This is a genomic window from Candidatus Eremiobacterota bacterium, from assembly GCA_031082125.1.
GTDB lineage: Bacteria > Vulcanimicrobiota > CADAWZ01 > CADAWZ01 > Ess09-12 > Ess09-12.
In genome coordinates this window covers 237,534-259,871 of sequence record JAVHLM010000001.1, presented here as the reverse complement: position 1 = coordinate 259,871, position 22,338 = coordinate 237,534, and the positions used below count along the sequence as shown (strand labels likewise).

Genomic DNA, 22,338 nt, shown 5'->3' with positions numbered 1-22,338 from the left:
AGGAGAAGGCCGAGAAGGAGAAGGCCGAGAAGGAGAAGGCCGAGAAGGAGAAGGCCGAGAAGGAGAAGGCTGACAAGGAGAAGGCCGACAAGGAGAAGGCCGACAAGGAGAAGGCCGACAAGGAGAAGACGAAAACTGAGAAAGAAAAGACTGACAAGGAGAAGAAGACTCCCAAAGAAGAATATAATGACAAAATCAAGGAGACCAAAGAAAAGTCCAGGAGCAAGGCTGACGACATCATAGAGAACACCAGGGACAAGGTGGACAAGCCCCAGAAGGAGGCTTTCGAGAGAGGCCGGGAGGTGGGAGAGAAAAAGGTCAAGAATCTCGAGGAGGCTTATGAGAGGTTAAAAAAGAATCCAAATGATCCCGAGGCAAAGAAAGCTTTTGATGATGCATCGGAAGCAGTGCAGAAGGACAAGCATGCAATGCATGTCATCAATGACATCGATCCCGGGAAGCCCCACCCGCTCAGGGAGGCTTTCAACAAGAACTGGCGCGACACCTATGATGTGGCCGATAAGGGCGCAAAGCAGCGGATAGCCGACAAGATGAACCAGGAATACTACGAGAAGCACTCTAAAAGCGAGGTTCCACGCTTCGAGGATGGAAGAGTGGACCAGGGAGCAGTCAATGATTTCTGCGAGAAGAAGGGGCAGCGCCGCACCGCCGATGATATCGAGGTCCTCAAGATCTCCAATACTCCCGTCACCGACGTGGTGCCAAGCGAAAAGTCAACCTATGACCGCGATGTCACCTACCGTGACAAGAAGACGGGAAGCGACGTGCCCACGGAGATCTCGAAGGACATTTATCATGAGGAATTCTACAAGGCTCGCCACGACGGCGAACTGCCCCGCCGCCCTGACGGCTCCATTGACAGAGAGGCCATAAATAAATATGCAAAGGAAACAGATCAGACCGTCACGGACCTCCATGCACCCGATGCCTACGGGGCAAGCAAGAAAGATGGCAAGACGGCCCTGACGCCGGAGCTGAAAGGGAGGGCTTTCGACGACATCGAGGCCACCACCAAGGCGATGGAGTTCAAGACAAAAGAATGGTATGAGCAGGCGGATCACTGCGAGGCCAATGCAAAGAAAGCCGAATCGAGCGGCAACCCCAGGGAAGCGGCAGAGCAGAGATCAAAGGCCGAAGGCCTCAAGGAGGAGGGGATGCGCCAGCTCACCAAGCAGTTCGGTAACCAGGTTGAAGCGCTGGTGAACAAGGTGAATGAGATAACAGGGTACCCGGAGCCTTCCACTGCCCATGTCCCCGAGGACCTGAGGGTGGCCGTGGACATCATGAACAGGGTGGGGAAGAAGGGCCCGGACGGAAAAACCTTTACCACCGCCGATGCCGAGGCGGCGCTGAAGAGAATGCAGGGCCGGACGCCTGAAGATGTGGCTCACCAGATGTCGGGAGTCGTCGAAAGCCTCCAGAAGCATCTCCCTTCAGAGGTGAAGAAGAAAGTGGACGCCCACTTCAAGAAGATCGAGGCCGAGATGGCGGCAAAAGAGGCAGCCGAGGCGATGGCGAGAGAGCAGGCCGGGTTCGCGGCTGAGAGGAAGCGACGCTATACCCCTGAATAATTCAGGATTTTAGGAGGTCTCCCATGGCAGCACCATTGAAATTCTGCCCCAGGTGCGGTGCGGGGCGCGAAGGCCAGCGGCCCTTCTGCACCAAGTGCGGCTTCAGGTTCGACGAGAAGGCCGATGGCGCTGATTCAGCGAAGAAGGCTGCCGAGACTGTGCAGAAAGTGGCCTCAACGGTCGCCTCGGTGCAGTCAACCGTTGCTTCCGTCTCTTCTGCAGTCAGGTCCGCGGAGAGCATTGCAAAGATTGTCGTGGACGGCACGCCGCCGCCGGTCTGGCACGTTGTCGTGGGAGAGACCCTTCCCCCTGTGCAGCAGATCCTTGCGCAGAAGGTCGTTGAGGCTGTCCAGCAGAAAGTGATCTCCACGGTGCAGCAGAAAGTGGTGGACGAGGCATCGAGGCAGGTGGGGAAGCTCGTCTCGGGCCCTGGGAGCGGCGCTCCTCATGGGCATGAAATGCCGCCGCAGGCACCGTCTTCATCGGCAGAAAGCCTGCCCTGCTCCTCATGCAAAGCTCCCATCCCTTCAGGCAGCAAGTTCTGCCCCAAGTGCGGCACCAGGGTGGGCCCCCGGCAGCAGGCCCCGGCGCCTGCCCCGCCTCCTGAGGGGCTCACCTGCGGCAAATGCGGCACCAGTCAGGAGCAGGGGAGAAAGTTCTGCACGAAGTGCGGCACCAGGCTTTGACTCCATGGCTATTCATGGCGGAGCGCCTCGATGGGATCGAGCCTGGAAATCTCCCGGCGAAAAGCGATGAAAGGGGGCAGAGAAAGATTTCGGCAAGCGGTGCGCCAGTGCGGGGAAAATGGCGGGATATCGGATTGAAAGCCCTGATGCTGTTCGCGCAGAACCAGATCTCATCAGCCTCCACGAAGTATAGATCGCCTGCCGAGTGGCAGCTTAACATTCCTGCTTGTCTTATCTTCCCCCTGCACTGCTCCTGGTATCTTCACCCTGGGTGCCGCCGGAGGGTGTGGATATTATCACTGTAACTGCTGCAGTATTTACATTGGGAGGGAGGTTGGGATAGGCATACCAGGTCCCGGCCTTGAGAAAGGTGCCGACTGCTTTGCTCGCAGGGGAGAACCTTACAACCATACTGCTTACTTTAATATAATAAATGACAGCACAGAGAATATCAATGAGCCTGATTGACTCATCGAGCAGGAGCCCAAAGAGAGAGGAATTACTGGAAGCGTTGTGTCAGAGCGCCGAAAAGGTGGGGAAATGATTGGAACCCCAGACGACCCTCCCTTTGTCACACTTAACCGATGCTGTAGGGCGGCGAATTATCTCATGGAAGGTTCAAAGACTATGTTTTCAGTATGCAGCAGGCCACTGTGTGGAGATAGCGAATGAGTGATGAAAGCCGCCTTCCGCCTGGAGCCAGCACCCTGGACAGCTCAGGTGCCAGCGCCTGTTGGAATAATCTCGCTCTGGTGAACCATAAGGCGCTTGAGAAAACCTCCATAAATCATGTGCTGATGTATTGAGCCAGGAACTCTCCTGTGTTACAATCTGCATGATATATGTAAAGAAGAGGTGAGGGCCTGAAATTGCAGAAGGTGGTGATGAGATGAAGAGAACCTGCGGGCATCTGTGCTTATGCCTTACGAAGTCACTGGTGATAGCTCTTCTATGCTGCTGTGTCAGGGTGTGTGCAGCCACTGAGTGGAAGATTCCCTTCGGTCCCCCCGAAAGCCACGGGGTATCCCGATGTGGCCAGAATTTCAATGGAAGAATTGCCGTGGGGATCACAGCAATGAAGGCTCTGGATGATGGCAGTGTGCTGCTTCTTGACAGCACCTATGAAAGGATCGTGGTACTGACACCTCAGGGCTCCTGGAAAGAGGCGGTGCCTATTCCGAGGCCTGTCTCTGAGTGGATAAGCTGGATAGATCTGGTCCCGCTGCAGGATGGAAGGTACCTGGTGCTCAACTGCCAGGGGAAACTCTATCTGCTCGAGCCCGGAAAGCCTGCACTGGAAAAATTCCCTGATGACAACTTTGATCTGGAAAGTGCTCGGTTCATAGCTGCCGGCTCGTCGGCAGATGACTTCTTTATCAGCTGCCCGGGATATTATTACTGGGCGGACATCAAGGGCAATGTACTGGGTATGGTTGATCATGTTTTGAATTACCCCGCCTTCTACCCCGAGGCGCACGCCCTTTTTGGGGTAGGCGAGAAGAATCTGTCCAGCAGCCAGGGAGCCATTTTGGTCATCTCCTTTGATGACAAGGGGAAGAATGTAAGGAAAATCATATGGAAGAAGCGTAATCAGAATCTTACTCTGCAATCCCTCTCAGTGTTGAATATTGAATACTCCGGCTCCCTTTGGATTGTCGCCGCCGAGGGAAAAACGGGCAACTATGAGGGGATGGTCCGCTATGTCGCGAGGATTGACGGCAATGGGAAGGCATCCACCACTTTTGCCATTCCCCTTTCCTATGAGATGAACAATAACTGGAAAGAAGATGTAATCGCCAACAGGAAGGGGAATGTGTACAGATTTCATACTGACGACAGGAACCTGTACATCGTCAAATACAGGTAACTCAGAAGGATATTGAATTCAATAGTACCATTCCTCTCTGCTTTGCCGCTTGGTTATAAGAGACTTTTGCGAGTAAGGGAGTTGAAAGCCATGAAAAAAAGTACCCGGTTGCCGCTTTGCCTCATGATGTGCGGCTTCGTATTAATTGTAGTGCTGACAGGAGTTTTGGATTCCGGAGCAGCCGCTGCCGGGGATCCCGGGAAATCGGGCCCGGAAGACCTTCTCATAGCACAGCGCATGTCCAGGAGCACTACTGCCTGCTCTGTCTATAAGTTCAAAGCCAGTGAGCTTTACGCGGTACCCAGCTCAACACAGCCAGCGTTTCTGAAGTTTGAAAACAGCTGGAGCGACCTCCCCGACGAGCTTATCCCCGGTCAGCCTTTCAACATCAGGCTCGCTGTCGATATGCTGTAGCGCCAGGTGCCTGACAAATTAATCCCCATCGGGGAGATGCGGTGGACCACGGGAGTCATGGTCACCGCGGGAAAGGAGTGGGTTACCAGGATCATCACCGAAGTCAGTCCATTGAGGATAGAGGGAGGCACCTACAGCATCCCCACCCCGTCTTCCCAGCTCCTGATCACAAAGGAAGTCTCCGCGGGATACCTCATCGAAGACTCAGGGAGGGAGAGAACGACAAAATGGGTCTCTGCAGGCAAGGGGACCTTCACCGAGCCAGTCCCTGATAAGATCCCCGACAAGAACACCTTTGTGAAGCCAGCGGAAAATGTCAAGAATGAGCTGATGCTGATCATTATTTACGCCCTGGGTCTGAACGCAAGGGTCTACGTGGATTCGAATTATCTTTACCTCTACACGAAGAACGCAGGCGGCAGGGCGGTGTGGAAGCTGAAAACCCAGTTTAATACGAGCAATTTCGTCTTTGACGACAAAACAAACGAGGGCTCCTGCACCTTGGAGCTGGCGAAGTAAGGATTTCGCGGGAGCGAAGGGCATCGCCCCTGGCGGTAGAGAATAAAAGGCTTTCTCAATGGACTTCCCGTGGATCAAATATAATTCAATCCCCTCGAGAGCCTCTTGAATCCTCACTCTCGGCAGCGACCCGATTTTTCGTCAAGATTTGATTTATTGGTAGTGAAGACCTGAGAGATGTTCACCACGCTTCTTGCGGGGAGAGAGGCCGCTCCACGTCCAAGAGCGCGTCTCCGGGTGCCAGGGCCCTTTTCAGATTCGATGTCGGAGTGCATATTGCCGCGGTTGAGAAAGCAGACTGCTATCCATCAGGGAAAAGGAAGTATGGAATTTTCATCGAAATCCTGTTGCATGCCGGCTAAAACAAGAACCCTATAAGAGTTTGGTGACATTTGTTGCGTTGGATAAAGAGATAGTCTGAGGAGGTGTAACATGGCTTCTACAACAGTAAAGATTCTGGCAACTACATTGCTTGTGCTTGTCCTTACCTCATGGGCATACGCAGGGTACTGGGAACGGCAGGGGGGAGGAGTGGTGACCGACCGTCCGACGGATCAGAAATTTCCCAGCGGAACGGCACTCAAGGTAGATGATGCTTCACAGAATGTCTACTCTGCAACCCTTATATCAGGCAATTGGGGAACCACAAAGGCGGTTATGAAATGGTCAGATCCCCCGAAGATAATTATTCCCGGACAGGTTGTTCCGGTGAGTGCCCAATCAGCCTGTCAGTCTACAGGAAACCCCTACAATCCTTCCCTTACCATTGCCATTGATATGCCAGGGATGAACGCCTACAGCGCTACAGGCTCAATTATAAGGCTTTTGACTATTTCAGGAACTACTTCTGCCACAAACAGGAGTGTAAAGTCTGATCTTACCGGCAGCGGCGACCGGTGTGTTTATGTCCGGGCAGGATGGGGAGAAGGATCAATGCTCCAGGTGGCTTATAAATATATATGGAAAGAGGGTACCCCTCCTGCATCGGTCTCGACGACGACCACCTCAGGAACCAGTACCCAGGGAACAAGCACCGGTTCAACAGCCACAGGGAATACTGCGCAAACTGCCGGCGCCAGTAACGCTCCCAGCCAGAAAGTGGCCGAGCAGGCCATGGCCATGGAGATGGGAGCTCCCGAAACAAACACGATATTTTATAACGGCAACCTTGGCGGAGTCAGCAATGGGGGAAGGCCACCCTCATTTACCATCAACCGGGCGGCACAGATCCATTTTCTCTGGACCTACCACTATAACTCCGGCAGAGGGACAAATGCCGGCACTCTTGCCCTCAAAAGCTCCACCGGGCAAGTGTACGGGCCGTGGAAGGTGGCTTGTGTCAGAACTGTCTATTGGGTGACGATTCCCAATGTGACCATACCCCCGGGACGCTATACGGTTATTGACTCTGATTCTTCCACATGGTCGCAGAACAGTGAGTCAGGGGGAAACGGCCATACCATGGTTAAGGGCACGTATAAATAGATCTCAACCTTTCAGCCTTCGGGCTGAAATTCCTGATGCTTTACACACAGAACCAGAGCCAATCCTGATACATGAATACTATTGCCGTGCCCCTCTTCATCGGCCATGGGAAATGCTTCTTGCAGCGGAATGAAACATTTCATTTCTGCCTGCCGGGAGAGCTGCCTTGCCCTGCGCCCGATGCTCCTGCAATGAATTGCTCAGGCTCCCCCGGATTCCCCAGGACATGCAGGCAGATGATGTGATTCATGTGACGCTTAGTGTGCTCCTTGGCGTTTGAGGAGCTCAACGATTTCCTTGTAATCTCTCTTTTTTGCTACTTTCAGAGGTGTGTCGCCGTTCATGCCTTTGGCATTGACATTGGCGCCCTTAGAGATCAGAAATGTAGCGAGTTTCTTGTTGCCACTCGAAATTGCTGCGAGCAGAGGTGTTGTGCCGTCAGCACTTTTCATATTGACATCGGCACCCTTTGAGATGAGTAACTGAGCAAACGCATAATGGCCATCAGAATCTGTTGCATCAATTGCCGCAGTGAGGAGAGGTGTATGGCCGATGATATCCTTTGCGTTGACATCGGCGCCTTTGGAGATGAGTAATTTTGCCATTTCCAGAAGGCTGTTCTGAGCTGTCCAATGTAACGGCGTCCACCCATTGTCGTCACGGGCGTTGACTTGAGAGCCCTTTGATATGAGAAGTTTCGCGATTTCCAGATAACCTTTGCTTGCTGCATAATGGAGAGGCGTCTGCATCAAGTCATTCTCGGTATTGACAAGCGAGGGAGTCCTGTTCACCATGGCTTCCACGGCCTTATAATCATTTGCCTCCACTGCTTTGAAGATGTCAGAATATTTTTTTTCGTTGCTTCCCGCACTGGATAACTGAGAAAGCGCAATCAGGAAGATCAATGTGAGCACAAGGGAAGTCGTACCCCGCCGAATGCAATCCGGCCTGTTCTTTTTCTCGTTTTTCATGGCAATCCCCCCACTTTCCTATGATGCAGAATATTTCTTCCACACTGAGAAAGGGTCCTGCAATTCATCCAGATTCATATTGCCACGTAACGAGACGATTTTATTGATAAGGATCCCAGTCTCATATTAACACCAAAAGGCCGGGGCCTCTCAGAACAGCGGAGCGCCGCCTGCTCGGGAGGCTGAATGGCTGTGGCGGGATAAAGGGCCTGGCAAAATGCGATCCGGTCCATGAAGTTCTGCACGAAGTGCGGCACCAGGCTTTGACTCCATGGCTATTCATGGCGGAGCGCCTCGATGGGATCGAGCCTGGAAGCCTTGTACGCGGGGTAGAAGCCGAAAAAAATTCCCACTGCCGCCGAGAAAAGGAATGCAAGCAGTATTGACTGCACCGTGATGAGGGTGTTCCATTTTGCAAAGTACGCGATAGCCCTGGAGAGCGCTATGCCCAGCATGATTCCTGTAAGGCCGCCCAGCAGGGAGAGCACCATTGACTCGGTGAGAAACTGCATGAGGATATCATTTCCCCGGGCCCCCAGCGCAAGCCTGATGCCGATTTCCCTGATTCGCTCCGTCACCGATACGAGCATGATGTTCATGATGCCTATGCCCCCCACCAGAAGTGATACTGCAGCAATGGCGGAGAGAAATATGGTGAAGATCCCCGTCGTTTTGGCGGCGACGTCGGCAAGGTCTGCCTGCGTGCGGATAGTGAAATTGTCCTCCTCTTTATTCAGCAGGTTATGGCGCTGCCTCAGGAGAGCCGTCAGCTCCCGCGTCGCCCGATCGGTTCTTTCCTTGGAGACTGCCGAGCAAAGAATCATATTCAGGTGGTTGACCCGCGCAATCCTTGTCATTGCCGTCGTGTAGGGAATAAAGACGGAATCGTCCTGGTCGCCGCCGAAACCGGACTGCCCCTTGGCAGAGAGGACGCCTATGACGCGGAAGGGGATGTTCTTGAGGCGCACTGTTTCTCCCAGGGGGTTCTGGCTGCCGAAAAGGTTGTTCACTACGGTCTGCCCCAGCACGCAGACCTTGGCGCCCGAGCTGATTTCCTGGTGGGTAAAGTAGCTTCCTGACAGGACGGGCCAGTTTCTTATCTTTTCAAAATCCTCGTTGACCCCCATGCACGTGGTGCTCCAGTTCTGGTTGCCGAACACGGCCTGCACCATCCTGCGCACCAGGGGTGACACGTATTCTACCGAGGGACACTCCGCGGCAATGGCCTTGAAATCCTCAACGGTGAGAGTCTGGGAATCAAGGGCGCCCTGGCGCACACCGCCCACTGCCATCTGGCCCGGCATGATGATGAGGGCATTGGTGCCCATGGAATTGATGCTGTCCGATACTGAAGCCGAAACACCCTGGCCGATGCTCAGCATGGTAATCACCGAGGCCACGCCTATTATGATGCCCAGCATGGTGAGTATGGTGCGGAGCTTGCTGCTGTTCAATGCTTTGAGGGCTATCCTTATGGTGGCAAGAAAGCTCATGACTCCTCCTCTTCCTCATCTACAGGCATTTCCTTGAGGGCCTCTTCGGCAATGAGGCGGTCCGGCACCGGCCGGTCATCCCTGATCCTCCCGTCACGGAAGACTACCAGCCTCTTGGCAAAAATGGATATCTCATCACTGTGGGTTACCAGCACAATAGTGATGCCTTTCACCCTGTTCAGGTCCTGGAATATCTTTATTATCTCGAGGCTCGTGCGCGTATCCAGATTTCCCGTCGGCTCGTCGGCCAGTATCAGCGAAGGGTTGTTGACAAGAGACCTGGCGATGGCCACGCGCTGCTGCTGGCCTCCCGAGAGCTGGTGGGGCTGATGATGAGACCTGTCTTTGAGGCCCACGGCGTCGAGAGCCTGAGAGGCCATCTCGTATTTTTCCTTCGTGGAGTAATTATGCTCCCTGTTGTAATAAAGAGGGAGCTCCACATTCTCGAGGGCTGTCGTCTTGGCCAGCAGGTTGAATCCCTGGAATACAAAGCCTATTTTCTTGTTGCGCATATCGGCCAGCTCGTCGCCCGCGAGCTTTGACACATCATTTCCCTCAATGAGGTACTGCCCTTTGGTGGGGCGGTCCAGGCATCCCAGGATGTTCATGAATGTTGATTTTCCAGAGCCCGAGGGGCCCATGATGGCGACGAACTCGCCCTCGCCGATTGACAGCGATACCCCGCGGAGCGCATGGACATGCACCTCGCCGAGAAAATAGGTTTTCTCAAGATGGACGACTTCCAGGAGTCTGTTCATTCTCTGGCCACACTCATTTTCTGCCGGCCTGCGCCGTTCACTAGAAGCGCATGCGGCCCCCGCCCGGCCCCCCTCCCGGCATTCCCGGCGGGCGCATGCCCGGTGCTGACGACGATGTCTTGGTTTTTCCATCTGCCCCTGTGATGACAGACTCTCCCTCGACGACGGAGCCTTTCGCTATCTCCGTGAAGCGCCCGTCAGTAATGCCCAGGATCACTTTTTCAGGGCGCACTTTTTCATCGCTTTCCCATATCCACACGGTGTTGTATCTCTCAGTGTCATCCTGAGGCCCTCCGGGCCTCTCCCTCTTCATATTCGGGCCGCCTTTCCCGCGGAACTCCTTAGGGAAAGGGAAATTATCCACCGAGTCGGGGCGGAAGCGGATGGCGCCGTTCGGCAGCTTCAGGCAGTCATCCTTTACCTCCGAGGTGATGGTCACGTTTGCCGTCATGCCGGGCATGAGCTTCAGGCCCGGGTTGCGGGCCGAGATGATGACCTGGTATTTTACCACTCCCTGGTCCAGTATGGAGGCCTTGCGGACCTGCCTCACGGTGCCCTTGAATTTCTCCTGCTGGAAGGCATCAACGGTGAAGACGGCCTTCATGCCCTCCTTCACTTTCCCGATATCGGCCTCGTCCACGTTGGCATAGACCTCCATCTCGCGGAGGTCCCTGGCGACGGTGAAAAGCTTGGGCGCCTGGAACGAAGCTGCCACTGTCTGCCCCACATCGACTGCCCTGGAGACCACGACGCCGTCTATGGGGGAGAAGATATCAGTGTAGCTCAGGTTCACCATCGCTCCCTTGAGCTTGCTGGTGGCATTCATCACCTGGGCCCGGCTCTGCTTGACCTGGGCCTGTATGGCCTTTACGAGGGCCTTCTGGGACTCCTCGGCTATTCTGGCCGATTCATGATTCGCCTTGGCCGCGTCAAGCTGCATCTGGGACGATTTCACCGTTGACGAGGACTGCTCGTAGCCGGCCCTTGCCACATCGACCGATGCAAGCGAGACCTTGTATTTCGTCTCGGCGGCATCCATTTCGGAGCGCGAGATGAAGTCTTTTTTCATAAGCTCCTCGGCGCGCTTGAATTCCACGCGGTCATTCTCAAGCTGTGCCTGAGCCTTCGCGAGGTTTGCCTTGGCTGACTTCTGACTGTTGAGGGCGCCGGCATAGTTCGCCCTGTTCACCTCCACCTGGGCGGCGAAGTTTTTCTCAGCAGCCTGGGCTTCTCTCACCTTGGAGAGACCATTCTGATACTGTGCCAGGAAATTTGCATTGGTGGCCTTGGCGCTTTCAAGGTTGGCAGTGGCCTCATCGGCCTGGGACCTGTAAATGAGGGGATCAATCTGGGCGAGGAGCTGGCCTTTCTTCACCTGGGAGTTGTAATCGGCGTACATCTTGATTATCTTCCCCGACACCTGGCACCCGATGTCCACGGAGGTGACGGCATTCAATGTCCCTGTCGTGTTGACCGTCGAGATGATGGTGCCCCTTTCAATCTTCTCCGTCTCAAAGCGGAGCTTTTTCTTTTCCGCCTGGACTCTGGTCCAATAGAAGAGAGCACCTGCTGCAACTATGATCAGGATAATCACAAACCTGAAGCGTTTTAAATGTTTCCACATAACCTTTTTCCTTGCCTTGCTGTCATTTCTTACCGGCTTTTGCTGCGGAGAGATCGACACCCATCGACTTTTCCAGGTCCGCCACGGCGTTGAAATACTGCACCAGTGCGGTAATATAGTCTGTCTTTGCCTGGAGAAGCAGCACCTGGGCATCGCTGTATTCAAGGTTTGAGCCCACGCCGACGGCATAACGGCCCTGGGCGAGCCTGAAGTTCTCCTCGGCCTGCTGCAGGGACTTCTGGGAGACCTTTATCTTCTCGCCTGCCGCTATTATGGCGAGATAGGCCTGCTCGATCTCCAGGGCGATGTTCTGCCAGAGGCGGTCCTTCTGCTTCACGAGGCTGTCAAGCTGTGCCAGGTTCTCCCTCACCCTGTACACCATCCAGTTACCGTCGGTAATGGGCACTGCGAGCGTCACGCCGAGCTGCCAGTAACGGTCCAGGGGATATTTATTCCCCCGCCAGTTGTACTGGGCGTTTCCCACGATCTCGGGGTAGAAGTCGGCTTTTGCCGCGGAGAGCTTTGCCTGCTGCCCTCTTATCTGGGCATCCAGCTTGAGAAGCTCGGGGCGTTGAATGGCCGCGACGCTCTTCACCTGATCAAGACCGAGAGGCACCTCGGGGAGCGTGAGGTCCCGGGCGAGCTCAAAACTGAAGGGCCTGTCAAAGCCCATGGCATTTACGAGTGTCACGAGGGTCACCTTGTAACCGTTGTCGGCATTTATCATGTCCAGGCGGGCTGCCGCGAGGTCCACCTCGGACTTGGTGACCTCTATCTTGGATTTTCTCCCGGTATCATAGAAGGCCTGGGACTGCCTGAGGTGGATCTCCAGCACGGCGACATTCTCCTGCTTGGCCTTCAGCAGCTCCTGAGCCGCAATGCAGTTGTAGTATGATTTTTTCACGCTGTTGATGATGGTGTTCTTGAGAGTGATAAGGTCAAAGAGGGTCATCACGTACGACTGCTGAGAGGCCGTCACGAGATACGGTGTTTTCCCGAAATCGGTGATATACTGGGAGAGGGTGAGGCTGTCGGTGTAGTTGGTGCCCACGGTGCTCACGGTGGTGTTCACAATGGTGTTATAGGTGTTTATGCCTGTAATGTTGCCAAGGCTGCTGGAGCTTGTTGAGGAGACGCGGTCGGGGCCGCCGCTCCTCTGCCATGATGAGGTGAAGCTGATCTGCGGGTAATAGGCGGACATGGTCTCTCCCACGACAGCCTGCGCAGCCTTTATCTGGTCTTCGGCGCTCTTCAGGTCAGGGCGGTTCTCAATCGCCAGGGAAAGGCACTCCGCCAGGGTCAGGGGCCTTGCAGGCCCTCCAGGAACAGGGGGAGGCTTGATTGAAGGCACAGTTATGGGCGCTGTATCAAGCCTGGATTCCGGCGGTTTTTTCGGCTGTGCCGAAGGCAGGGGCTGCGGTGATGGATCCTGCTGAGCTGAAACCGACGGGGCGCCTGCGAGAAATGCCATGGCGGCAATGATGAAAAGGAAAAATGTTATTACACGCACCACGTTTACAAGCTTTCGGGCCGGGCTTAGTCTTGCATTGCAGGACGAGAGGGTATTCTCAGTCACCAAGTGAAACTCCTGCTTCTGCCTCATTTGCTGCAATATTTTACAGGGCCTTATTCCTCTTTCGGGTAAAGAAAAGAAGACAGGGGGGCTGCCCCTGTCTTAATGCATGGCCCGTTTTGAGTGATGAGCCTCGCTAATCGCGGAATATGACTGTCTTTACGGGGAGATGTTTATAGCCCGCATAGCCGTCGGGGTCCCTGTCAGGCGCCACGTTGCCCGGCGCGCGGTGGTAATAGTAGATATAGGCATTCAGGTCGGAGGTGGTGTAGGTGGAGCTGCTTTTTGCATAATAATAATTCATCACCGAGTACTCAAGCTTGGGATTTGTGACGCCAAGCGAGGCAAAAGGATGGGTGAATCCCGTTGCGTGGCCCATTTCGTGGCGGAGGGCCTCCTGGAGGTCCATGGTGCGGCCTGCGTTCCTTATATGGGCGAAGCCCCCCACTATGACATTTCCCTGGCCGCTCCATCCACCTTCGCCCTGGGTGGTGCCCGTGATAGTGTCGCTCCAGTATATGGCGATAGTGTTCTGGCCGATGATCCCCGCATCCGATACGGTATTGCGAGGGTCATCCTCAGGCCTTCCGTTGTACACCTCGACGGTTGTGCCGGAAAAATAGCTGTTTGCAAGGGTGAAGAACTCGTTCTGGAGCCAGCTCTGCGTGGTGGTGATATCAGCCTGGCTCACTGCCGATGTGCCTCTTGAGAGGGTATTATAGATCACGATGGCAGTGGGTTTTGTGTTCCAGCGCATCGACGACTGCCCCTGGCCCCAGCAATATGCTCTGAGCATGTCCGTATTGTACGTTGAAGCCACTACCGATACATCCTGGGAGGCGTTGGTCACATTCACCGGGAAGCTCCTGGTGACAATTGAACCCGATGAGACGGTCATCCTTGACTCACCTGTCCCCCCGGGGGTCATGGAATAAACTCCCGAGGTGTTGCTCTCGGTGCTCACGCTGTTGACGTTTACTGTGGCAGCGCTCATCGAGGTTCCCGAGAAGATATCATAGACTCTCCCCGTGAGGGTGCCCGTTGCAGCCGTATAGATGTTGAGGGAGGCGGAGTTACTTGATGTCCCTGCCGCCGTCACCACTTTCACACCCACCGTTCCCGAGGCCAGAGCAGTAGGTACGGCGCAGGTGATCTGGGTATCTGCCCATGTGAGCGTCGTTGTCTGCGAGACAGAGCCGAAGGTTACAGAGCCCTTGGTGGTCCCGAAGCCTGACCCTGTAATGGTCACCGTTGTTCCTGCTCCCTGCTGCACGGAGTTCGGCGTAACTGTCGTGATGGTGACGCCGGTCTGCTGCTGCTGCTGGGGCGTGATGGTATTTGCCGTAGACTGTGTCGATGATGAGCTTACGGTACCCGCAGCGGAGACGACATTCACCATGGTGACATAATTCTGCCCCACCGTGAGAGCGGGCACGATGCACTTTATCTGGCTGTCGCTCCAGGAGTTGTAAATTGTGGCGTCAGTCGATGTGCCTCCATCGGCGGTGCTTACGAATCTCACAGTGCTCTTGTCGCTGTCCCTGGCGCCTTTCGAGGCGCCGAAGCCGCTTCCTGATATGGTGCATTCTGATCCCACGGGTGGGTTCGCCGGCGTTATCGAGGTGATAGTCGGTGTAGCCGTAGTGGTTCCGCCTCCGCCGATGTATCCGCCGGAGGCGCTGCTCCCGCCTCCCCCCCCGCCGCAGCCGGGGAGGGCAAAGACCGCCAGAAGCACCAGGGCAAGAATGAAGAGAGTGACGCGCTTTGAGATCATGTTCTTCCTCCTTGGCATTACTGATGAGGGAAGCTTTACGAAGGCGCTCCAGGCCCGCTGCTTCCCACACCTTTAAGATTTTACATCTTCGGCTCACTTCCTTCTCCAGGAAAAGAGATTCATCGTCATCTCAAGAGAGGAAATTAACGATTTCCCTCAAATCACTCATGTATGATTGTCCCCATCGGCGACATCAACGAGAGAAACCGCACTCCCTATGTGAACTGCACTTTCATCGCGGTGAACGTGCTTGTGTACCTCTTCTTCATCGCCGGCCCCGAGCTCCGCCTGTGCCCCGATTATGAGACAGTGGTCAAAACCTGGGGCTTCATCCCGGCCCACGCCGCGCTTCTCAATGCCTTCACAAGCTGTTTCCTTCACGGGGGCTTTTTTCATCTGCTGGGAAACATGATCTTTCTCTGGATTTTCGGCGATAATGTGGAAGATGCCATCGGCCATATCGGCTACGCCCTTTTCTACCTGGCCGGGGGAATTGGCGCCGCTTATTTCCATGGGGCCCTCGTGGCCGGGACCGCTGCCGCGGGACTGCCTGCCATCGGCGCCTCGGGCGCCATCTCTGCCGTGATGGGCGCTTACCTGGTGTTCTTCCCCAGGAATAAAATCGTTTACTGGTACCTTATCTGGTATACTTCCGGGACCTTCAAGGTGGCCTCAGGGTGGGCCATAGGGTTCTGGTTTGTCATGCAGTTCGTGTCCAATTATTTTGAGAATGACAGAACCTTTTCCGGAGTGGCATACGGAGCCCACCTGGGAGGGTTCATCCTGGGGGCAGTCGTGGGGGGAGTGCTCCTCATCTCAGGGATTGTGAAGGGAAAGTGGGACCGCAACGAAGATCCCCAGTACTGGTAAAAAAGGAGCCCATGCCATGAGAGCTATTATCAGAGCATGCCATTTCAGGTTTTTCCCGGTGATGGTGATTTTCAGCGCCATATTCATGGTGTCCCTTGCCGGGCAGGCCTCTGCAGGATCAGGGACCGTGGACAAAGGCGTTATGAATTTCTCCATTCTCGTCGATGACGCCGTGCCCTATGACAGCACCGTGGGAAACACTTCGCTTGACAGGATAAAAACCTGCATCAAAAACACTTCAGACTATCTCTATACCGCCACTTACAAGCAGAATCGCCTCGGGAGCGTCACCATAATTGTGCCGGCCTCGTGGCCTTCCATAGCGGGGGCTCTTGACGTGGGCACCTTTGCCCTGGATAAAGTGGATATCAAGATGCCCGACAGCGACATAGGCGATGCCGTTCCCGATGGCTTCGGCGCCGCGGGGCACATCAATTTTGGCTACAAGAACATCACTGATTCCTCGGCCAGGGTGGTGGCCTCCATGCTCACCCATGAGTTCGGTCACTATGCCTACGGGCTTTACGATGAATATACGAATATTGTCCAGAAGGGTAATCCGCCCAAATGGTACCTGGTCTTCTGCGACAGCAACGGGAAATGGCTGAAGTGCACGAAAGAGGCGGAATGGGAGACCAGCGTGAAGGAAGTTCTTTACGACAGTGCGAGCTACTCTGTCAAAAAAGCCACAAGCCCCGACACCAACCATTCCTCCATCATGTGGTATCCCTATCTCAGCCCCATCACCTCATTCTGCTACGGTGATCACTACCCGGAGCCCAATAATGATCAGAACCTCAATCACAAGAGGCAGTCCTGCTGGCATGTCATGGCAACGAAGACCAAGTTCTCCCTGAAGCTTCCCGATGACAAGACTCTCACGGCCATTACCTATCAGGAGCCCACCTTCACGGTGCTCCAGCAGAAGAAGAAAAGGGCAGCGGGATTTTCCCTTGAAGGGGCTACCGATCTTCAGCTTTATGAGTATCCAAGGCCGGTGCGCATCGTAGCCTGCCTTTACAGAAATGGAACGCCGGTGTCGGGAGCCTCGGTGAGTGCCACAGTCACCGCGCCGGACAGCACTGCATCGACTCTCCCCCTGGGCGACGGCGGCCTCATGGGAGATTCTTTTCCCCTTGACGGAACTTATGAAGGCTACTTTGTGGATTTCAAAGGAGATGGCGCTTACCAGGTCTCCATAAAGGCGAATAACGATCAGCACAGTGCTTACGAGGGCATTGCTTTCTCCGATGTGAAGCCGCCGATTTCTTCCTCCGTGAGCCTGAAAGAGCGCCTGACGCCAATCACCGACGACTTTTCATGCGAGGTCCAGGCCGATCCCTTCAATGTGTCAGGCTATCTCACCAAGGACCTTATTCCTCCCGGACCGGTGGAGAATTTCAACGGCCAGGGCCTCTCCGACGGCACGGTGAAGCTTGCCTGGATTGCGCCGGGAAACAACATGTATGAAGGCAGGGCTTCATCCTATGAAATGCGCTACTCATCGGCGCCCATCTCGACTGATGCCGAATGGGCAGGCGCCGCGCCTCTTGCGGGTCTCCCCGTGCCGGGGAACCCCGGCGACACCCAGGAGTACACCACGCCCCTCTTTGCCGGCGGCTCGTATTACTTTGCCCTCAAGGCCTCAGACTCCACAGGGGCTTCTTCAGAGATGGCCGTACTGGCCGTCGATGTGACCGCATCCTCCGAGTGGGGCACCAATATGCCTGTGTTTACCCAGCCGGCATCATCGTCAGGGGGCTCATGCTTCATCGCCACGGCCGCCTACGGGTCACCTCAGGAGCCTCACGTGACGGCGCTCCGGCAGTTTCGCGACAGGGTCCTGCTGAAAAATGCCCCCGGGAGGCTCTTTGTGGCATTTTATTATGCATTGTCACCGCCGGCAGCGCGCATTGTCGCCTCTTCTCCTATGCTCAGAGCTTTTGTGCGCTGGCATCTCGGTCCCATTGTGGCAGCCGTGCGGCATCCCTGGGCTGCTCTTGTTCTCATGTCCGCAGGGAGTCTCTGTCTTGGAGCGGTGATAGCGGTGAAAAGGAAGACGGGTCCCCGGCCAGCTCGGCGCCGGTGATGCGCATCGTGATGGCGTTGTGATTTACCGACACAGTGAGCCTTTCTCTTTTTGCCCTTTTCAGGGTCTCACTGATGGCCTCGTCGCCCGGCATGAGCCAGTACCATGAGGCTCTCCTGCTGAAAGCCACGGCGGTGCGCTTTTCGCCGGGGCGCTCCACCATGCTTCTCACCGTGTCATGAAAATTTACCGAGATATCGTGAACCATGGTATTTTATCCTCCCTGCCATAAGGTTTTTTGCTGAAAGACACAGATATTATGGATCCTGGAATCCCCAGGTCGTCAGGACTGAAAAGGGGAAAGCCAACTTAAGACGCAAGGGCGCCTTCCGCTCTCTGACCCGCCTGGTGATTCCCGCGATACCCGTCCTTTATCTGTTTCAGAGCCTTGAGATATATGCGGTTGACCCGCCGGGCGTCAAAAAGGTTCTTTTCAAAGGCCTCCCGTGAGAATTCCCTCGGTCCTGGCGGTGAAATGGCATCATGGAAAGGGATGCCGTATTCATCGGCATAGGTAAGGTCAGCATTCACGGGGAAGGTTCCGTCCCAGAAGGAGGCGAGCCACTCATCCGGGGCCAGGGGCTTTGCAGGGTTCACCGCGGGGTCGATTACCCAGGCTTTTACTTCTCCGGAGCTTTCGTCAGCGGCAAAAGAGAGTGCAGCCACGTGATACCACCAGGCTCCGGCGGTGAATTTACCCTGCGCCTTGAAGGAGTTCCATCCGTCTCCATCATCGGCGACAGAGATGAAGAGCTTCCCGCAGTTATAGCCCTTTTTCATGATCATATCGCATGCGGCATGGGCCCTGGCGTAGCACCCGTCAGGGAGATACTCCCAGGGGATGCTCTTCTCCCCTGCAACCGATAGAAATGCTTTCTGGAGGGCTTTTGCTGAGGGGACTTCGCCGTCAAGCCCCGTCACCTCGCTGCGGTTTACAAGGACCAGCATCGATGGGGCGCTTTCTGCCAGGGATTCCTCGCATGCCCTGATGTCTGCAGCTCCCGGCGCATTGATGCCCTGGGGTCTGCCTTTCCCGCGAAGGAGGGAGAAAAGATTCCCCTCCTCGAAAGAGAGAGATTCTTCCCGGGGGCAGAGCGCCCTTCCCTGTTTTTCTGAAGAGACATCACCGTTGTTTTCCGGGCCTGAGGCTGCCGGAAGTGATTGAGAGCATTTCAGTGACCTGGTGCTCTCCAGCGTGACTGAGTCATGCTCCCCTGGAACAGAAATCTCCTCTTCCCCATGGCATTCCCGGGGTACCCATCTTTCAGGACCGGGCGGAGGGAGGATTTTCGTCGGTGCAGTGCTTATTCTCATAGGATCTTCCCCTTTCATCGAGTGGTGCCTTCACCTCTTACGATACCACTGCCATGTTAAGGGAGGTGGCTTAAAAATGTTACTAATCTTGGAGAAAGTCTTAACAATTTGTGAACGGCAGGGCCGGGCCTCTCCGGAGGATGGACACGGAATGGCCCATCAAATCTCAATTTCCAGTTGAGCCCGCAGAGCGTCCATTTGGGGTTTTAGTATTCCATCTGGTAGGAATCGGAGGGAAAAGAACGAAGCATTCATGAGACAAATATCACGATGGCAGCAGCCAGAGAAGAAAAATCAGGAGGTGGACAGTATGGATCTGATCATTACCAACGGGCGCCTGCGCCACAGGGAGGGGAAATACGACATAGGCATAGAGAAGGGCGTGATAAAGAAGATTGCCAAGAGCGGCACCCTCAAGCAGGAAAAAAAGACAGAAGTCATTGATGCCCGGGGAAACCTTGTCACGGAGTCATTCTGCAATGCCCACCTTCACCTCTGCAAGGTGTACACCCTCCAGATGCTCGACGAGAAGGCCCTGAAGTCCTATCATGGCTCCGACATGGGAAGCGCCATGACGGCCATCGAGCTTGCAGCCCGTGTGAAGGAGAAGTACGATGAAAAATGGATCATAAAAAATGTCCGCCAGTGCCTGAAGCATGCGGCAAGAAACGGCAACCTGCATATAAGGGCCTTTGCAGATGTTGACTCCAAGGCGAAGCTGGAAGGAATCAAGGCCCTTCTCAAGGCCAAAGAGGAGTTCAAGGGAGTGGTGGACCTCCAGGTCGTGGCATTTCCCCAGGACGGCGTGGTCCGTGAGCCCGGCACCGTGAAGCTCATTGATGAGGCGATGAAGATGGGCGCCGATGTAGTCGGCGGTATCCCCTGGATAGAGTTCACCGAAGCTGATGAGCAGACCCATATTGACGAGATGATGAAGCTCGCGAAAAAATACAAGACCGATATCTCCATGCTTCTCGATGATGCCGGCGATCCCGGCCTGAGAACCCTCGAGATGCTCGCCGTAAGCGCTCTCAAGAACGGGTGGGAGGGCCGTTGCCTGGCCCATCACTGCAGGGCCATGGCACTTTACCACACTCCCTATTTCAAGAAGATCTCGGCCCTTCTCAAGAAGGCGCAGATGGGCGTCGTGAGCGATCCCCACACGGGCCCCCTCCATGCGAAGGTGAAGGAGCTCCTCGAGGAAGGGAACCTCGTGTGCCTCGGCCAGGATGACGTGGCCGATGCCTACTATCCCTTCGGCCAGAACAGCATGCTGGAAGTGGCGTTCCTTAACGTGCACCTTCTCTGGATGACCACTTTCCCCGAAATGGAGAAGATCTATGACATGGTCACCATCGACGCCGCAAAGTGCATGAATGTAAAGAATTTCGGCCTTGCCGAGGGGAAGGACGCGCACCTGGTGGTGCTCAACGGCGAGAGCGTCTATGAGGCCCTCTGGTACCACAGGGAGCCTCTCCACGTCATAAGCCACGGCAAGCTTGTCGCCAAGGAGGAGGCTCATGGCAAAGTGAAGGTCATGGCATAAAGACTGGCTTTCCTGAAGACAGTGAGGTGCACAGGGCCGTTCCATCAGCCCTGTGCACTTTTTTTATTGCTATTTCATCATCATGAGCACCGTAAGGGCGGCCCCTATAAGAGTCACGATGGCGCCGCCGCCAATGGCCCAGAAGAGCGTATAGCTCACCATCACGTTTCCCTCATAGGTGAAGCTCTGGAGGTCGATGAGCTGCGAGATGGACCGCCTGAACCATCCCCTGGCGATGCCCTCCTTGTCAACAAGCTTTCCCGTTTTCGTCATGCCCACTATCAGGTTTCCGATTGGTCCCCAGATGCTCTCATAGTTGAGCATGATGAGGCACCCGGACCTGTCCTGGATGGTGAAATCCTCGGATACCTGGCTCCCCGAGTCAGCGCGGCCAATGACCCTGCCTTCGACCTCGACGGCGATGCCTCTGAGGGGGCTCGCGTAGGGATTGCACATGAGATCATAGACAGTGGTTTTCTCGAAAGAGGATCCCGAAGGGAAGCGGTAGAGGCCCTTGATTATAAACCCGATGCCTAAGCCCGCGATAAAGAGAAAGACGAGCTTCTCATTGAAGAACATGGGGATGAAGCCGAGAAGGAGGCCGATGAAGGGAGCGAAATAGATGAGGACCTCGAAGGCGAAGTTGCTGTAGAGGCGCTGCTTGTCAATGGCTTTCCCGTAGAGGTCCACGGCCTCGAAGTTGTAGGCGGGTGCGAGGCCGAACTCCCGGGCCGACTCGTTGAGGACCTTTATTCTCTTGCCCGTGAGGGGGTGGGTGGAGTTGATCTCCGCCACGGCGGCCCATGGGTTGTAAAGGTCGAATAAAAATACTTTTTCCACGCCGATTATCCTCGTGGCTTCTTTTTCCGCCACAGCCGTCGCCGAGGCTTTCTGGACGCCGCCCAGGGAGTCGGCGGCTTTGAAATCGTAAATGCCAAGGGCTCTTGTGCTCGCAAGGAGCCTTTTTGTCTGCTCCGTGTCGGGCTGCTCGGCGATGCCGTATGCAATCTTGACGAGGGCTGACGAGAGGGCGTTGGGATTTTTCGTCTCCTCGGCGGCGAACCTGTCAGCAAGGTACTCGCGGGTCCTCGAGAGGTAGAGGAGAAGGTATGAGCCTATGAAGTAGAAGACATAAGCGACGAGGCCTATGAGGGGGAGAAAACTTTTGTCATTGCTGCTGCTCCGCGAGCGGCTCCTGGCGAGGATCACATAGAGCTCGTAAAGGATCTGCAGCAGCGTCGAGGCCACCGTCATCACGATGAAGTCCCTGTTGACTATGTGCCCCATCTCGTGGGCGAAGACCGTCTTTGACTCCTCGGTGTCCAGGTAGTTGAAGATGCCTTCGGAGACGACGAGCCTTGAGTTGTTCGGCACGGAGCCGTAGCAGAACGCCGTGGGATTGAGGTCATTGATGATGCGCAGCGACGGGATTTTCACCTTGTGCCTCTCGCAGACTTCCCTCAGGAACTGCGCCACGCCTTCATTTTTCCCTGCAAGGTCATCGAGAGAGATGACCTTCGATTTATAAACCCAGGAGAGCATCAGGTCCTGGAGCGTCGGGGCCAGGAGCCACATGATGAAATTGATGGCAATCGTGAGGCCGATCATGAGCCAGGCGTTGAGTGACCCTGAGAAATAAAGTGCCGCGAGCACGATGCTCGCCACGAAACCGACGAGGACGGTGAGCGTCACCGTTGAAGCGAGAACAAGCCGAGCCTTCATAAGAACCCCCCCTTTTTGTGATATACTATGATTCTACATGA

19 protein-coding genes are annotated in these 22,338 nt (G+C 55.1%); 9 read left to right on the top strand and 10 right to left on the bottom strand.

The genetic code is table 11. The annotated features are described in order from the left end of the window. Both RDV48_01000 and RDV48_00995 read left to right on the top strand, forming a co-directional pair. A partial coding sequence (locus tag RDV48_01000; GenBank protein MDQ7821348.1) for a hypothetical protein occupies window positions 1-1,592 on the top strand: 1,592 nt, incomplete at its 5' end. Window positions 1,593-1,615: 23 nt separating this feature from the next. Beyond that, window positions 1,616-2,278 carry a zinc ribbon domain-containing protein gene (locus RDV48_00995; protein ID MDQ7821347.1) on the top strand — a complete coding sequence of 221 codons (663 nt, stop codon included), beginning with the start codon at window positions 1,616-1,618 and terminating at the stop codon, window positions 2,276-2,278. Window positions 2,279-2,509: 231 nt separating this feature from the next. Here the strand turns inward: RDV48_00995 and RDV48_00990 are convergent, their stop codons facing one another. Beyond that, entirely contained in the window at window positions 2,510-2,689 is a 180-nt protein-coding gene (locus tag RDV48_00990; protein ID MDQ7821346.1) for a hypothetical protein, read from the bottom strand. A gap of 664 nt (window positions 2,690-3,353) precedes the next feature. Here RDV48_00990 and RDV48_00985 point away from each other — a divergent pair. The 4 genes from RDV48_00985 (at window position 3,354) to RDV48_00970 (ending at window position 6,563) form a co-directional block, all read left to right on the top strand. After that, on the top strand, window positions 3,354-4,145 hold the full coding sequence (locus RDV48_00985; protein MDQ7821345.1) for a hypothetical protein: 792 nt from the start codon (window positions 3,354-3,356) through the stop codon (window positions 4,143-4,145). Between the two features lie 90 nt (window positions 4,146-4,235). Further along, window positions 4,236-4,559, top strand: a complete 324-nt coding sequence (locus tag RDV48_00980) for a hypothetical protein (GenBank protein MDQ7821344.1) — start codon at window positions 4,236-4,238, stop codon at window positions 4,557-4,559. A gap of 6 nt (window positions 4,560-4,565) precedes the next feature. Beyond that, window positions 4,566-5,078, top strand: a complete 513-nt coding sequence (locus RDV48_00975) for a hypothetical protein (GenBank protein MDQ7821343.1) — start codon at window positions 4,566-4,568, stop codon at window positions 5,076-5,078. 432 nt (window positions 5,079-5,510) lie between these two features. Then, entirely contained in the window at window positions 5,511-6,563 is a 1,053-nt protein-coding gene (locus RDV48_00970; GenBank protein ID MDQ7821342.1) for a hypothetical protein, read from the top strand. A gap of 257 nt (window positions 6,564-6,820) precedes the next feature. On the opposite strand, the gene RDV48_00965 is transcribed toward RDV48_00970, so the two are convergent. From RDV48_00965 to RDV48_00940, 6 genes are all read right to left on the bottom strand, one after another. After that, window positions 6,821-7,534 carry an ankyrin repeat domain-containing protein gene (locus RDV48_00965; protein ID MDQ7821341.1) on the bottom strand — a complete coding sequence of 238 codons (714 nt, stop codon included), beginning with the start codon at window positions 7,532-7,534 and terminating at the stop codon, window positions 6,821-6,823. A gap of 275 nt (window positions 7,535-7,809) precedes the next feature. Then, entirely contained in the window at window positions 7,810-9,027 is a 1,218-nt protein-coding gene (locus RDV48_00960) for an ABC transporter permease (GenBank protein ID MDQ7821340.1), read from the bottom strand. After that, entirely contained in the window at window positions 9,024-9,785 is a 762-nt protein-coding gene (locus RDV48_00955) for an ABC transporter ATP-binding protein (GenBank protein MDQ7821339.1), read from the bottom strand. Before RDV48_00955 ends, RDV48_00960 begins: the two co-directional genes overlap by 4 nt. A 40-nt stretch (window positions 9,786-9,825) precedes the next feature. Further along, window positions 9,826-11,409 carry an efflux RND transporter periplasmic adaptor subunit gene (locus RDV48_00950; protein ID MDQ7821338.1) on the bottom strand — a complete coding sequence of 528 codons (1,584 nt, stop codon included), beginning with the start codon at window positions 11,407-11,409 and terminating at the stop codon, window positions 9,826-9,828. 22 nt (window positions 11,410-11,431) lie between these two features. After that, window positions 11,432-12,985, bottom strand: a complete 1,554-nt coding sequence (locus RDV48_00945) for a TolC family protein (protein MDQ7821337.1) — start codon at window positions 12,983-12,985, stop codon at window positions 11,432-11,434. A gap of 133 nt (window positions 12,986-13,118) precedes the next feature. Next, window positions 13,119-14,756 (bottom strand): IPT/TIG domain-containing protein, encoded by a 1,638-nt coding sequence (locus RDV48_00940; GenBank protein MDQ7821336.1) that lies wholly within the window; start codon window positions 14,754-14,756, stop codon window positions 13,119-13,121. A 171-nt stretch (window positions 14,757-14,927) separates the two neighbouring features. On the opposite strand from RDV48_00940, the gene RDV48_00935 reads away from it, so the two are divergent. Together RDV48_00935 and RDV48_00930 are read left to right on the top strand one after the other, a co-directional pair. Further along, a complete protein-coding gene (locus RDV48_00935) occupies window positions 14,928-15,626 on the top strand; it encodes a rhomboid family intramembrane serine protease (GenBank protein MDQ7821335.1) in 699 nt (232 codons plus the stop codon). 16 nt (window positions 15,627-15,642) lie between these two features. Then, the gene (locus RDV48_00930) at window positions 15,643-17,715 is read left to right on the top strand and encodes a CFI-box-CTERM domain-containing protein (protein MDQ7821334.1); all 2,073 of its coding nucleotides are present in this window, start codon (window positions 15,643-15,645) and stop codon (window positions 17,713-17,715) included. On the opposite strand, the gene RDV48_00925 is transcribed toward RDV48_00930, so the two are convergent. Further along, window positions 17,633-17,923, bottom strand: a complete 291-nt coding sequence (locus RDV48_00925; protein ID MDQ7821333.1) for a hypothetical protein — start codon at window positions 17,921-17,923, stop codon at window positions 17,633-17,635. The two genes, RDV48_00930 and RDV48_00925, sit on opposite strands and share 83 nt — an antisense overlap. 101 nt (window positions 17,924-18,024) lie before the next feature. Beyond that, window positions 18,025-19,029 carry a protein-glutamine glutaminase family protein gene (locus RDV48_00920; GenBank protein ID MDQ7821332.1) on the bottom strand — a complete coding sequence of 335 codons (1,005 nt, stop codon included), beginning with the start codon at window positions 19,027-19,029 and terminating at the stop codon, window positions 18,025-18,027. Window positions 19,030-19,339: 310 nt separating this feature from the next. Between RDV48_00920 and RDV48_00915 the strand changes: the two genes are divergently transcribed. Continuing rightward, entirely contained in the window at window positions 19,340-20,575 is a 1,236-nt protein-coding gene (locus tag RDV48_00915; GenBank protein ID MDQ7821331.1) for an amidohydrolase family protein, read from the top strand. A gap of 69 nt (window positions 20,576-20,644) precedes the next feature. Here the strand turns inward: RDV48_00915 and RDV48_00910 are convergent, their stop codons facing one another. After that, complete coding sequence (locus RDV48_00910) at window positions 20,645-22,297, bottom strand: M48 family metalloprotease (GenBank protein MDQ7821330.1); 1,653 nt, start codon at window positions 22,295-22,297, stop codon at window positions 20,645-20,647. Between the last annotated feature and the right edge of the window lie 41 nt (window positions 22,298-22,338).

Excerpts from the sequence above, each read along its gene's own strand:
- RDV48_00995 (MDQ7821347.1), top strand. The coding sequence starts at position 1,616 with ATGGCAGCACCATTGAAATTCTGCCCCAGGTGCGGTGCGGGGCGCGAA.
- RDV48_00990 (MDQ7821346.1), bottom strand. The coding sequence starts at position 2,689 with ATGGTTGTAAGGTTCTCCCCTGCGAGCAAAGCAGTCGGCACCTTTCTC.
- RDV48_00985 (MDQ7821345.1), top strand. The coding sequence starts at position 3,354 with ATGAAGGCTCTGGATGATGGCAGTGTGCTGCTTCTTGACAGCACCTAT.
- RDV48_00980 (MDQ7821344.1), top strand. The coding sequence starts at position 4,236 with ATGAAAAAAAGTACCCGGTTGCCGCTTTGCCTCATGATGTGCGGCTTC.
- RDV48_00970 (MDQ7821342.1), top strand. The coding sequence starts at position 5,511 with ATGGCTTCTACAACAGTAAAGATTCTGGCAACTACATTGCTTGTGCTT.
- RDV48_00965 (MDQ7821341.1), bottom strand. The coding sequence starts at position 7,534 with ATGAAAAACGAGAAAAAGAACAGGCCGGATTGCATTCGGCGGGGTACG.
- RDV48_00960 (MDQ7821340.1), bottom strand. The coding sequence starts at position 9,027 with ATGAGCTTTCTTGCCACCATAAGGATAGCCCTCAAAGCATTGAACAGC.
- RDV48_00955 (MDQ7821339.1), bottom strand. The coding sequence starts at position 9,785 with ATGAACAGACTCCTGGAAGTCGTCCATCTTGAGAAAACCTATTTTCTC.
- RDV48_00950 (MDQ7821338.1), bottom strand. The coding sequence starts at position 11,409 with ATGTGGAAACATTTAAAACGCTTCAGGTTTGTGATTATCCTGATCATA.
- RDV48_00940 (MDQ7821336.1), bottom strand. The coding sequence starts at position 14,756 with ATGATCTCAAAGCGCGTCACTCTCTTCATTCTTGCCCTGGTGCTTCTG.
- RDV48_00935 (MDQ7821335.1), top strand. The coding sequence starts at position 14,928 with ATGATTGTCCCCATCGGCGACATCAACGAGAGAAACCGCACTCCCTAT.
- RDV48_00930 (MDQ7821334.1), top strand. The coding sequence starts at position 15,643 with ATGAGAGCTATTATCAGAGCATGCCATTTCAGGTTTTTCCCGGTGATG.
- RDV48_00925 (MDQ7821333.1), bottom strand. The coding sequence starts at position 17,923 with ATGGTTCACGATATCTCGGTAAATTTTCATGACACGGTGAGAAGCATG.
- RDV48_00920 (MDQ7821332.1), bottom strand. The coding sequence starts at position 19,029 with ATGAGAATAAGCACTGCACCGACGAAAATCCTCCCTCCGCCCGGTCCT.
- RDV48_00915 (MDQ7821331.1), top strand. The coding sequence starts at position 19,340 with ATGGATCTGATCATTACCAACGGGCGCCTGCGCCACAGGGAGGGGAAA.
- RDV48_00910 (MDQ7821330.1), bottom strand. The coding sequence starts at position 22,297 with ATGAAGGCTCGGCTTGTTCTCGCTTCAACGGTGACGCTCACCGTCCTC.